Origin of the sequence: Sphingobacterium puteale, assembly GCF_003627955.1 — a bacterium.
Lineage (GTDB): Bacteria > Bacteroidota > Bacteroidia > Sphingobacteriales > Sphingobacteriaceae > Sphingobacterium > Sphingobacterium puteale.
On the sequence record NZ_RBWS01000001.1, the window covers coordinates 570,488 to 584,238 of the forward strand.

Sequence of the window (13,751 nt, forward strand, 5' to 3'; positions counted from 1 at the left end):
TTTTTATGCGTGATATTTTTGATATAAAAAAGCCTTGTCTAATAGACAAGGCTTAATACTGTCAAGAGTCAAATTACCAACCCTTAGTTTGGGTCAGTTTATAACCTTTCGAAGCATATTCATTTATTTGCTCCAGGCCAACAGGTGCCATATAAGAGCGATCCGAGAAAGACTCCCGATTTTGGACGGTTTCGACAAGATAGAAGCCAACCATTTGACTAGCATTCTTACCATCATAAATGATTACTTTATTCGTAGCATCCACCACTTTAAGGATTCCTACTTTTGAAGGATCCAGTAAAGCCGGAATATCTTTCTGAACATCAATCCAAGGACCACGGTAATAATCTGGATTTTTATCAAAATTCATATAATCCAGTTTCTTCCAGCGTTTAATATCCAATAGACGAAGACCTTCATAAACAAACTCCATGCGACGCTCGCGGCGGATTTCCCAAGTTAATGGTGACACATCAGCATCTCTTGCAGGGTCATTTGCGATAGCTCCGATCTGTAAAGGCGCTGTTTTCTGTACCCCTTTTGATGCAGCCACAGCATCTATAGGACGAGCACGTATCGCATTGATCGATTTGTCTATATCACCCTGTGTTACAGCCGCCCCTCCAAATCCCTCAGCTAAAATCTGCTTCGCTTCAACAAAATTAAGTACCACCTCAGCCAAACGAATAACCGGTGCATCAGATGTGTTCGTCATCCCGGCCCACGCAGCAGGATATTTACCACCAATATAGGTCAATGCTTCTCTTGAGGCAAACTTAAATGCGTAAAAAAGAGTCGACGAGGAAGTTAATGGCTTCTCATAAAATGAAGCCTCAAAACGAGGATCTCGTGTAACGGCCAAATCTTTAATGGAGAAACTGCTTGCATTTGTCACAGATGAGTTTTGCCAAGGTTTTCCGTCATTACACAGAAACGATTTGACAAGAACGAGATTGGACGCATTATCCTGACGCTCTGTACCGTTGCTATACGAACCAACACTGTGCGTGACATTTTTAGTTGCGTCATAAGCACGATACATGATTACTTCTTGATTGGCACTTAAATCCTCCGATGAAAAAAGACTCTTAAAATCACTTGTAAACTTATAAGCACCAGAATTCATCACAATTTCGGCCGCCTTCTGAGCCAACTCCAAATATTTCTTCGCTCTTTCTTTATCTATATTGTGATAATATAAATAAGACCCTTCGAACAACATATAACGAGAAATAAAAGATGCCGCAACATATTTATTCAGGTATTGCTTTCCGTCATTTGTCCGCATATTATCCAATACATATTGAAAATCTTCGTACACATGATCCATAACCACACTGCGATTATCCCGGTCTTTATACAAAAGATCCGTTTCAGTATCCTTCAATTCTTTATCATAATAAGGAACATCACCAAATACCTCTACCAGGCGACTATACTCCGATCCTCTGAAAAAACGGGCCACAGCCATCCAGTGACGATAAGTCTCATCATTAATATTTGGTTTGGTTACACGCTCAATGCGGTCAACAAAAATATTTGCTTTTCTTACGTAAACAAAGTTCCAGGTCGGGCCTGCATATTCCCGCAACATCTGCGGCGTCTCCATTAAAGCAATTGTACTGGCATATTCATTTTTACGGGTAGAAGGAACAGTATTCTCAAAATTATCCTGAATATTCCTCTTTGTCAGGTCATCCGAAAAATTATAGCCTGTTACAGGAGCATAAGCAGTTGCATAGCCCGAATTATTACCTGTAAAAAAATTCGGATAGAATCCATTTGCGTAAAGACGCAAAGCCAGCTCGTTTCCCCAGCTATTTTGATCTTCGATACTCGTTAACTGATCACGATCCAAAACATCTTTATTACAGGAGGACAATAAAACTGTTGCCCCCAGCGCCAAAAAAGCTATTTTCTTTGTAAGTTTCATTTTTGTAAATTTTAGAAGTTAACTTGGACACCAAACGAAACCGATTTGAACATTGGTGTACCTACCCCTGTTCTACCCGAGTTATAATTCTTTTCATTGAATATAGAGAACCCATTGATTGCTTCAGGATCCACAGGCAAGCCTTTCAGTTTATCAAACGTAAAGAAATTTTCCAAAGAGGTATATATTCTCGCTGTTTTGATATAGGCTTTATTTGTCAGAGACGAAGGCAAAGTATATCCCAATGTAATATTCTTGATACGCATATAAGACATATCCAATAAATAGCGCGATTGTTTTACCAGATTATTTGCGTCATTACTTGCCGCATTATTAAATGCAGCAGGATAAAAGGCATCGGTATGATCTTTCGACCAGAAATTATCCGCAATAGCCGCAGGCATTGCACCATCCGAAGAGTTATAACCAGGGATCGTCAAGAATCCATTCCCCCAAAGCTGGCGTTTACCCACACCTTGTAGAAATGCCGAGAAATCAAAGCCTTTGTAATCAAGTCCCAAACGGAATCCGTACTCATAACGCGGAGTTTCGTTACCTATAATTTCCAAATCACCATGGTCACTTAACGTCTCAGCTCCTTTGTCAATCTTACCGTCACCATTTAGATCCACAAACTTTACATCACCGGGTCCCCAACGAAACTTGCTGTCCGTTGAAAATGTATTGTATGCTCCATTTGGATCAGAAAGTTTATTAAATTTCTTCTGATTTATATCAATCTCCACCATCTTTCCGGAAGCATCATACTCGAAATCAGAGGCTTGATACAATCTATCTGTACGATACCCCCAAATTTCACCCACGTCCTTACCAACGTAATAATCAGAAATCACTTTGGTGTCGGTATACTTCAGAATGGTTGATTTGGCATCCGACAATGTCCCACGAACATTGAACCCGAGCCCGTTCTCAAAACGGTGATTGAAATCCATCGCCAACTCCCAACCCTGGGTACGCAATGCACCAAAGTTCCCTTGCGGCGGCGGAGCACCAAAAGTTGCGCTTACATTCCCACTAGGAACAATCATATTTTTTGTGTCGCGGCGGTACCAATCGAAGACCACGCCGAATTTATTTTTAAACATCCGCATATCCAGACCAATATCTGTGGTTTCAATACGCTGCCAGCCCAAACTGCTAAGAACCGCTGATGGTGTTCCAATATTATAATAACGGCTTCCATCTGCGCCAAGCCAGTTGATATCACCCGGAATAAGCGTTGAAGTATACAAACTTGGTAGCACCGTCTGATCACCGATAGAACCCCAAGATCCTCTAAACTTCAATTGGTTCAATGTAGGCTTTGCCCATTCCATAAAACTTTCTTCGGATGCTACCCAGCCCGCAGAAAAGGACGGGAACCATTGCCATTTCAGGTTTTTTGGAAATTTCGAAGAACCATCATAACGGATATTTGCCTCAAACAGATACTTGTTTTTGTACGCATAGTTTACGCGACCAAAATAACCCAGCTGCGCCTCCCACAAAGCATCCCCCTTGGCTTGCTGCGATGATGTATTCACACCAAATCCCAACTGTGGATTTTTGATATCGAGCAAATTAAAGGTCTGAGAGGAATTCATATCATAATCCAAGGTCACACGGTTGATACCTGCCAAAAACTTAAATTCATGATCATCATTAATATTCAGATTATACGTTGTAACAGCATTGATCGTGTTGTTACGACGATTCCCCGCCGCACGCAAAAAATGATCTGGGTTAGCGCCGTTCGCGGTATACATATAGTAATTCAGATCATAGGCAGCCGAAGCGCCCTGCGTACCAGCTGGCACGACCTGACCATCCGCATTAACATAAACCGGAGCTCCGGCCGCATCTTTACGAGCAACACCTGCGATCCAGGAATCCGCGGCGGTAAAACGTGTCCCCGGCTGTGTCGTAATTTCTTCTTGATTAGAGAAGGTATAATCAAAATCTACCTTCCAGTTTTTCATAATATTTACGGTAGCTCCCAAATTCAAATTCAGATAATTATTTTGGAAACTGGCCGTATTCGCTGAAGAAACTTCACTCCATGGACTCCGGATCATTTTACCATTTTCATCGTAGCCCATCGGATATAGCGAACTCCAGCGGTATAAGTACAACCAAGGATCGGCAGTTGTCGAATTAGTCGTATACGGATACTCCTTTTTGCGGCGTGACACAATTGCACCACCGCGCACAGTCAGGTATTTATTCAGCTCCGTAGACAAACGTAAAGCAGCATTTGTCCGTCTGAATTGGTCGTGATCCGTAGGCTTCATCATTCCAGACTGATTCAATAAGCCCATACTTAAATTATAATCAGTTTTTCCAGAAGTACCCGAGATACTTAAATCATGCTGTGAAGTCGGCGCAGCCTTCCGGATCATATAATCCTGCACATTATAGGTACGCACACCATATTTTTTGGTCGGTTCAGCCGGATTCACATACCAGTCACGACCATATACAGTAGGATCATTGGCACCAATTGTACCGCCGTATTTCTCTTTCCATTTAACGGCTAGGTCATAACTCTGTCTATTGACTTTATAGAATGCTCCCGCTTCAGTTTCACCAATCCTTTCTGCAGCTTCAAGTGAATACTTAAGCGCATTCACATCACCCATATTATAATCAACAGCTGAATTCTGGAAAGAAAAGTTATTATTATAGCTGATATTGAAAGTATCCCCGCCCTTAGCGCCTTTTTTTGACGTGATCAACACCACCCCAAATGCTGCTTTAGCCCCATAGATGGAAGCTGCTGCCGCATCTTTCAACACCGTAATAGACTCTACATCAGCCGGATTAACCAATTGGATACTTGGGATTTCCACGTTATCTAATAAAATCAAAGGATTAGACTGTCCTGCAATCGAACCAATCTGCCCCCTAATTTTCATTACCGGATCGGAACCAACCTCGCCACTTGGCACCACAACAGTTAAACCCGGAGTGGTCCCTTGGATACCACGTCCCACATCCGCAATGGCACGTCCCTGCAAATTGTCCTTGACGTTAATTGACGAAACGGCACCAGTTAAGTTCCCTTTCTTTTGGGTACCATAACCAACGACCACGACCTCTTCCAAGGATTGATTATCATCAACCAACACTACATTAAGTGTATTCGAAGTAACGATGACATCTTGCGAAATATACCCGATGGATGAAAAACGCAATTTGCTTCCCACGGCAGCTGTAATCTTGAAATGCCCCTGCGCATCGGTTTTAGTAGATGCACTTCCGCCAACGACAGAAACGCTTACTTCTGAGACTGGGCCTTTTCCATCCGTTACAGTACCTTGCACCGTATTTTGAACCGAAGTCTTCGATGAAGAGCGAAGCAGGGCACCCGTCAAGTTAGCACTGCTCAAAGCGCCCTCTTTCTTTACAAAAGAATAGGATTCAGAAGGAAAACTCAATCCAAGAGCAACAGAAAATAGTACAAATTTTCTCATTGATTATAGAGTTTTAAAAATAAATGATTCTAGTTAGTATTGTTCGTTATTCGTTAGTATTATTCGCTACACTCATTCAAAATCAGTATATAGCAGGTATTTCTTGCGCATTTTCTTGTAAACTTTTAAATCCGCGGCCCAAGAATCCCGGATCTGTGCCTCAGACTCACCCGCAATAATCTGTTTACGCAGTTGATCTGTGCCAGCCAGCTTGTCAAAAAACTCAGGTCTCGCAAAAAAAACAGTTTTGTCCGGCGTTTTCTGGTAGAAGTCTAAGAGATATTTTAGTGTGAATTTCTGCTCATCAGGATTCAGATCACGCAGATCTATACCATAATTCTTGACTCCTTTTCCTTCCACATGTTTTGACATACCGTGACGTTCACCAGGCGTAAACGTAAAAGACCCATAGACTGGATTTGTGTAACCCAGCACCTGGAAAGGCCAATCCGTACCGCGCCCCACCGAAATATCCGTACCTTCAAACAAACATAAAGAAAGGTATAAACGCACTGAAAGCTGATTGGGCAAACTCGGAGATGGAACTACCGGCAAGTCATACATCTTGCTGTGATCCCAATTTTGAACTTTTATAATCTCTAGGTCAGCCTGACGTCCATTTTCCAGCCATTTTTCACCATTGATCATCTGCGCCAGTTCGCCAATGGTCAATCCATGAATCATGGCAATTTTATGCCATGAAACATCTGATTTAAATTTATCATCATGACGTACCGGTCCGTCTACCTGATCACCATTGGGGTTGGGACGGTCCAATACAATCAGTTTTTTATTATGCTTTGCACATAGTTCCATCACCCGGTGCAAAGAAGTAATATAGGTATAGAAACGTGCACCTACATCCTGCAAATCAAAAATCATAACATCAATGGAATTGACAATCGAATCTTGTTTTTTATTCCCCCCGTATAGGGTAAACAAAGGCAGCCCCGTTTTTTGATCCACGTCATTACCAAACTTCTCCCCACGCTCAACATTCCCTCTAAAACCGTGCTCCGGAGCGAAGGCAAACTTCAGATCGACCTTATTTTCAAGCAAAACATCTACTAAATGTCTTTTGTCAGTTCCCACGATGGAAGTTTGATTCCCCATAATCCCCACCTTCTTACCCTTTAGTTGCGGTAAATAAGATGATAACTGATCAGCTCCAGGCATTATCACGTCGGCCGAAGCCGCGACGGAATTTTCTCGCACACTTTTTTTACTCTGCGCCGACCGCAACGAGTTACTGCAAGAGATGACAGATAGCGCTGAGACTACAAAGGTTAATTTTAGCAAGGTATATTTCATCATAAATAGACATTAGACCATGCACAAATGCAGTTTTATGCATGGATAATTGAAAATCAGGATAAAAGTAAGTAGATCTTTTCGTTTTTAAAACTAAAATACTCATAAAAACGCAAAACAAAGTAAGTGTTCACTTATTAAAAAGAGAACAGCATCTTAAGTAGCATCTTGTTAAACAGTAAACTAAAAAACAAAAAACATATTTAACAAACTAATTAACAGCTAATTAAAAAATAATAACAGACAATTACCACTAGAATCTTAGTGTATTTTAAACACACAAAAGTAACATATATGATACATTTAACAAATCCTTAACAACACAGCAAAACACGGCAAAACAGCAAAACAGCACTCACCATAACGCATATACTGAACAATAGCTTGTTACATACAACAAAGCCGGAAGCTTTGCTTCCGGCCATAAACATCGATATCTTTCACCTGACATTACTTCATTTTCACAAAGCCAACTCCATTCAAACTTCCCACCATACTTGCAGGAGGCCTATTCACAACATTCCATACAGTCTGTCCGACAGAACCTGCAGAGAACTGTCTTTGAGTCATCACACTAGCATTACCACTATTCAACACAAAGGCATCATAAGAGCCAATCGACTTCATGACCCTTGCCAAATCGTTAAAAGTCATTCCGACTGAAAAACTACCACTAGCTCCGTCAACAACAACAGCATACAAAGTAGATTTATCAGAAGACAAACCAAGCGCAGTATTTGCCTGCACCACAGCCGATGTGGACACGATAACAGCTCCGCGATACTGCAACCAGCCCGTTCCAGAGATTAGCCCCTTAAATCTGTTGATATCATAAGGCTCAAAATTAAACTGAACTGTATCAAAACAATTTCCAATAAAGGATGTCCCGTCAAATTGAACAGCGAAAAATGGTCGGGTCTTTTCTTTTCCAGAAGTAGTAGAAATATTGATCTTCCGCCCATTTTTGATATAGGAATAAGTAGCGACAGTAGCCCCGTTAATTGCAGCCAGGAGCTCCCCACCAGATGAAGCCTCATTATATTTAGCCATATCGGGAATCGGTTGCGCGACATACAGGTTATCATCAAATGCCCCCATTACATAAGGCACTATCTTTTTCTTGAGATCTATTTCCAAAATCTGAATACTCGTCGGTTGATTTAATTTATTCAGAAACCGAATATGGCTTCTTTGCAATCCATCAGCCAAGGTAACTGTAGAATCCATCTGAAAAACCCCGATCACATCTGCCTGATTCATAATTTTCTGGGTAATTTTTTCAATTTTATTATCCGGAGGTATGATATCATCCGGAACAATTTCCTCTTTTTTTTCATTGAATTTAGGATAATCATCCCGTTTCTTACATGAAACAAAAGAGGTAAAAAACAAAGCAAGCATCAGCCCCATTCCAGTGAGACCGTTTAATAGGTTCTTTTTCATAACTATCTAACTAAAAAAAATGATAGATAAGGTTTCATAATCGCTGTTGTAAAACCATTGTACCCCAATGCATACACCGTATACGATCTCCTGTCGAGCGTAGCACCTGAATTTGAATAAGATGCAATCACCGAAGCGTTTGTAACAGGAGCACCCGCAGGGCGGATCTTCCAAGTTCTCGTCGCTATACGGTTCAACTCAAAATAAGGGCTTGTCTCCAAGTATTTGACATTTTTTGCAACCAACGAATCTTGCGTCGGCTCAGCCGCAGTTGCCGCTGCTCCATAATACAAATCTATTGCAGAAACATTAGGCATTAGATTCGTGAATCGATAACGCGCCTGTGTAGAATCAGGGCGAGACAGATCCTCTTCATTCAAAATCACCCTTGTATTGCTGGCGGTATCAGTAACATGCAAAGTATACCTTTTTCCCGCCTCAAAATTTACCTGCGTCTCATACAGGATAACAGAATCTCTACCATCATCAATTCGATAAGGCAAACCCACCTGAACCTTGATATTACCGGCTTTATACTTCAAGAAATCCGGTCGCGAATCACCCCTTGTGTTATATCCACCACCCGGAAACGGCTCTCGCCCTCTTATCAAGGAAGTAACCCGCTGCCCATCAAACTTGACATACATATAGCGGTCATCAGGATAAATCGACGCCATGTTTATTTTAACAATAACATCGCTATCACTCAAAAAATCAACTTGACCAAAGTCTTGAATAGATTTTTTGCAAGCAACCATTCCGAATGTCGCCAGTACAAAAACTATAATTATATTTAAAACTTTCATAATACTCCATCTATTTTGTTTAATTCTCGGAAGTAACAAACCATGTTGGCTTAATCACGTATTCAGGATCCAGAGCTCCCCAACGGTCCAGTTCTTTCTCATTCCAAACATACTCGGAATTATAGCGAGGCCGCACCCTGTAACAATAATCATTATAAGTAAGCTGACTACCACTTAAGGGAATATATTGCTTAAACACTTCTGGACTATAATGATACTTTCGAAGATCGCACCACTGCTCCAGACCGCCCCAACCCCATTGAACAATATATTTTTGCCCCATGATGTCTGATAGCATTAAATCCGCCGCAGAGCGTGCAACCTCCCCCCCTTCCAAATAAACCTTCATATCATTTAGTGAAATAGCCACTTCTTTATTATCTATATATTTATTCACGAAGTTCATATGGGCTACAATTGCTTTTTGATACGCATCATATGCACCGGATTTATCACCCTTTATAAAAAGGGCTTCCGCTTTTACCAACTGCAATTGCGCATATGTCATTAAAGGAAAATCGACCGTATTTCTAAAGATAAATTTCCCTTGATACGTATTGTTCACAAATTCACCCAAAATATTTGGCACAGTGCTATTTGTGACATTTGGCTCTCCTCCTATATAAATACTATCCTTGGGATTATTCATCATCAACATTCGGGATAGACGAGGGTCGGTTGAAGATTTCGGATTTTCGATTGGTGCACCACGGAGTCCTCCTGTAAGATAATTAACGATGGGTTTTCCAGCGCGATTGTAATATGAAGTTGTATAGACACCAAACAAAGCACTCACAACATTTGCATTCGCAGATTTATCTCCAGTGAATTTCACACCAGCGTCATCAGCTATGGACTGGAAAGACAGGTCGACAAATCTAGCAACGGAATCAGCATATTTATTTTTAAAATCCGGTTTGTTTATCAAATGAATATACTGTATCGCCTTCAAACCATAAACAAATCTTCGCCACTGCTCCATGTTGCCACGGTACAAATTATCGCCCTTAACCGAATTCAATGAAGCACTATAGTCTATTGGACTTTTTTTATTCAGGTAAAACAAAGCTGAATCACACCATTGTCTTACTTTCGCATAGACCTCTGGCTGGTCATTATACTTGAACGCAAGTTGATTTGGACGAAATGCCTCATCCAAAATAATTGGCCCATGATAATCTGTCAAAGATTGATAACCCCAGGCTTTTATTGCGTAACCTATTGCCGCATACTCATATTTTTCATTCTCCAGCGCGTCTCTGATCATACGCTCCAGATTCAAACCAAGATCAAAATATACCATGCGCCACATAACTCCGCCAACATCACTCCTCTCCGGAAAACCGTGCTTCTCCCAAACTTTAGAAGAAACATCGCTGCTTCCCCCAAGGATGCTTTGATTAAATTTATTCATTTGACGTTGATCCTGAGAATACCCACTAGCCATTTGAGCTATTATGGGAGCCAATAGCAACTCCGCTTTCACCAACTGTGGATTAGATGGATTTTCATTGATATCCAGATATTTTTTGCAGCTACTCACCAACACAAGGACTGCAACAACAATTATATAGACACGTTTCTGCATCTCTTTTTCCTCCTATAATTTTAAAGTAAGACCAAAGTTAAAACCTCTAGGTTTCGCCATATTCCCGAAGTCGATACCATAACCACCAATCCCCCCCAGACCGGGCGTATTCATATTACTTTCCGGATCTAAGCCTGTATAATTTGTAAACAAAAAAACATCAGTAGCTGTAAAAAACACGCTCATACCAGCTTGCGCCCCAATTTTTCGTATCAGATGCTTCGGAAGGTTATACCTCAACGTAACATCACGTAAACGCACCGTATAGATATCCTTTTCTATAAACATCTGCGGCTCGGTATTTAAAGTATAGTACCCGGAAGAAGAATAAGGTGTCACAGCAATCCTATTGATTGTCGGATTCGGGGTATTCTGTAAACCATCCTCCAACACGCCTTGAATCACCCTTGGCTCCTCCCTATTCAACGTTTTAGAAGACATTCCGTTTATATACAACCGATAATCCAACCCATTCAACACATCCCCTCCTTTTCGCCAGTCCCACAAAAATGTAAGGTAAAAATCTTTATAGGTCAGCTTATTAACTACCCCGAGTGTAAAATCAGGAATTCGATCTCCAATCGGATAGTACCGATCTGTACCCGCTATTGGCAATCCTGTCTGTGCATTGATCAAGACATCGCCACGATCATTTCTCTTGAATCGGGTACCCGTTAAAGTCCCAATACTATACCCCGGAACTACGCCTGAACGAACACCGCCCAACACTTGCGTATCCGACTCATAAAGCTCCGGAAGATCCTCGGCAAGCGATAGTACCTTACCTTTATATTGTGTAAAATTGAAGGTAAGATCCCAATTAAGCTTGTCTTTGCGAATCGGGTTTACAGTTGCCTGCAGTTCCGTACCATAGGTCTTCACCTCACCTCCATTCATCATACGCAGCACAAACCCGGACCCATAGCTCAATCTAGGCATAATGATCTGCCCAGTACTGAGCCTGTTGAAATAACTAAGATCAAAGGTCATCCTTCTATCCAGCAAGGCCAGCTCCAACCCTGTCTCAAAATCCCTCGTTTTTTCCGCTTTCAAATTTGGATTCCCGCCATTTACTCCATAAGCAAACCCTCCACCTGTAGTATTCTTTGGTTCAAAATTTGAAAGGGTATAATAACTCTTATAAGGAGCTTTCCCAGTCGTACCTACCGAAATCCGATACTTTCCATTGCTCATCCAAGACACCTTCTCCTTAAAAAAATCCAGGTCGGTAAAATTAAAAGCTAATGAAGCAGAAGGATAGGCAAAGTATGGATTATTGGGCATCATACGTGAGGCCGCATCTAAACGACCGGTCAAATTGAGGTAAACCATATCATTTAGATAACCAAACCCGGTCTGTGCCATAAATCCGACTGTTCGAAAATTTGCCGCAGCACTCTTTACAAGCCGCGAACTTGGAAATGTATTGTTAATGCTATAAAAATCTGGATCATAGAAATCTTCGCCATATTGTGAATTCGTCAAAAAGTCATAATCTTTAAATTCAGCTCCTAGATTTGCACGAAAAGAAAAGTCTTTTGACAAATTCTTTTTTAAGTTAGCCATGAAAGATCCAGAAAGGATACGGCCATTTACCTGATATTCATTAATCGAACCATTACGTACAGCACTAGCAGAACCAGAACCAGAATAAGATTGCGGATGATACACACTTTGGCCCTGCGTATTTGAATAATCAACCCCAATAATCCCATTAAGGCTCAACCAATTGTTTGCCCGATAGGTGATGTTAGAAGTTGCAAGCACACGATTAACAATATCATAAGCTGTATTACGATAAACATCCCAAAAAGGATTATCCCTTTCATTAAAAATATCGGAATTATGAAGCACGCGATTCCCTTTATCATCAATCCAGTCACGCACATCAAAAATAGGGTTAAAACTCATTAAGGTCATTAGATAACCAGATGCGCCCCGTCTAACCTTATCATTTTTTGAATAAATATAATTGAGCGAAGTATTAAACTCAAGTTTATCCCCAAATTTAGCCGTGCTATTTAAGCGTGTTGAAAAACGTCTATACAAGGTATTAGGCACGATCCCCGTATTGTTATTATATTCATTTGACCAGCGGTAGGTCACTTTTTCTGTCCCGCCCTCAAAAGCCAGGCTATGTTTTTGATTATAACCTGTTGTAAAGAAGTTCTGCACGTTATCCTCATAAATATGCATCCCTTCGGGATAGCGCGGACCGAGCGCGGTCAATGCCGTCCCGTCATAATTACCATTCAATCCCTGCGCATAGACATATTGCCTTTCCGGAAACTTATTCACACTTTCAACACGCCCCGAAAAAGTATAATTTGTAGTAAACTTGCCGGCTTTTCCTTTTTTTGTTGTAATTAAAATCGCGCCACCTGCACCCTGGCTACCAAACTGGGCTGTCGCCTCGGGCCCTTTCAAAACCGTATAGGTCTCAATATCATCAGGGTTAATGTCCATGGCCCTATTTGAATAATCCAAGCTTTGATTAGCACCGTTGCTTGCCAAATCATTCTCATTGATCGTGGAATTATTGATAGGTATACCATCCACAACAATAAGAGCATTATTATCTCCAGATATGGAGGCAAATCCCCGGAGGACAATCTGAGCGGAAGCGCCTGGCAAACCGCTCGTACTATTAATAGACAAACCAGGGACACGACCTTGCAACCCCTGAAAAAAGGATTCTCGCTGCGTATCCGACACATCATCGCCAGAAACAATTGGCGTTGAGTACCCCAAGGTTTTTCTATCCCTCTTTACACCATAAGCAGTCACAACAACCTCGTCTATTGAGGCATTATTATCCGACAAAACAACATTAATGACCGACCGTCCTCGAACAACCTCTTCTCTAGACACATAACCGACCGACCGAAAGACCAGTGTCGCATCATCGCTTGCCGTAATTTTGTAAACACCCAAAGCATTAGTAGCAGATTGCGTGTTCTTTCCTTTTTCCTGAACAGTAACGCCTCTTAACGCTTCACCTTTTAGATCGGTTACTTTACCTGTAATGATTTTTTGGGAAAAAGCAGTACAGCACATACATAGTAAGCCCATTAGCAAGAGCAGACTTCTTTTCATACACAAATAATTTAATTAGTTAATTAGGTTTTATAACTATATAGCCCCCTTGCCTAGCAAGTAGCTACCAAGACGAAATTTCTCAAATCATCTATCATTTT

General features: G+C 41.1%; 7 protein-coding genes. All 7 read right to left on the reverse strand.

All coding sequences use genetic code 11. The annotated features are described in order from the left end of the window. Positions 1 to 73 precede the first annotated feature (73 nt). The gene (locus D7322_RS02105; protein ID WP_121120836.1) at positions 74 to 1,933 is read right to left on the reverse strand and encodes a RagB/SusD family nutrient uptake outer membrane protein; all 1,860 of its coding nucleotides are present in this window, start codon (positions 1,931 to 1,933) and stop codon (positions 74 to 76) included. Between the two features lie 11 nt (positions 1,934 to 1,944). Beyond that, complete coding sequence (locus D7322_RS02110) at positions 1,945 to 5,406, reverse strand: SusC/RagA family TonB-linked outer membrane protein (RefSeq protein ID WP_121120838.1); 3,462 nt, start codon at positions 5,404 to 5,406, stop codon at positions 1,945 to 1,947. A 72-nt stretch (positions 5,407 to 5,478) separates the two neighbouring features. Beyond that, entirely contained in the window at positions 5,479 to 6,720 is a 1,242-nt protein-coding gene (locus D7322_RS02115; RefSeq protein ID WP_245971228.1) for an exo-beta-N-acetylmuramidase NamZ family protein, read from the reverse strand. A 447-nt stretch (positions 6,721 to 7,167) separates the two neighbouring features. Further along, positions 7,168 to 8,160, reverse strand: coding sequence for a phosphodiester glycosidase family protein (locus D7322_RS02120; protein WP_121120842.1), 993 nt, complete (start codon positions 8,158 to 8,160; stop codon positions 7,168 to 7,170). A 2-nt stretch (positions 8,161 to 8,162) separates the two neighbouring features. Next, positions 8,163 to 8,966, reverse strand: coding sequence for a DUF4397 domain-containing protein (locus D7322_RS02125; protein WP_121120844.1), 804 nt, complete (start codon positions 8,964 to 8,966; stop codon positions 8,163 to 8,165). 19 nt (positions 8,967 to 8,985) lie between these two features. After that, positions 8,986 to 10,554 carry a SusD/RagB family nutrient-binding outer membrane lipoprotein gene (locus D7322_RS02130; RefSeq protein ID WP_121120846.1) on the reverse strand — a complete coding sequence of 523 codons (1,569 nt, stop codon included), beginning with the start codon at positions 10,552 to 10,554 and terminating at the stop codon, positions 8,986 to 8,988. A 12-nt stretch (positions 10,555 to 10,566) separates the two neighbouring features. Further along, on the reverse strand, positions 10,567 to 13,650 hold the full coding sequence (locus D7322_RS02135) for a SusC/RagA family TonB-linked outer membrane protein (RefSeq protein ID WP_121120848.1): 3,084 nt from the start codon (positions 13,648 to 13,650) through the stop codon (positions 10,567 to 10,569). Between the last annotated feature and the right edge of the window lie 101 nt (positions 13,651 to 13,751).

Excerpts from the sequence above, each read along its gene's own strand:
- D7322_RS02110 (WP_121120838.1), bottom strand. The coding sequence starts at position 5,406 with ATGAGAAAATTTGTACTATTTTCTGTTGCTCTTGGATTGAGTTTTCCT.
- D7322_RS02115 (WP_245971228.1), bottom strand. The coding sequence starts at position 6,720 with ATGATGAAATATACCTTGCTAAAATTAACCTTTGTAGTCTCAGCGCTA.
- D7322_RS02135 (WP_121120848.1), bottom strand. The coding sequence starts at position 13,650 with ATGAAAAGAAGTCTGCTCTTGCTAATGGGCTTACTATGTATGTGCTGT.
- D7322_RS02105 (WP_121120836.1), bottom strand. The coding sequence starts at position 1,933 with ATGAAACTTACAAAGAAAATAGCTTTTTTGGCGCTGGGGGCAACAGTT.
- D7322_RS02120 (WP_121120842.1), bottom strand. The coding sequence starts at position 8,160 with ATGAAAAAGAACCTATTAAACGGTCTCACTGGAATGGGGCTGATGCTT.
- D7322_RS02125 (WP_121120844.1), bottom strand. The coding sequence starts at position 8,966 with ATGAAAGTTTTAAATATAATTATAGTTTTTGTACTGGCGACATTCGGA.
- D7322_RS02130 (WP_121120846.1), bottom strand. The coding sequence starts at position 10,554 with ATGCAGAAACGTGTCTATATAATTGTTGTTGCAGTCCTTGTGTTGGTG.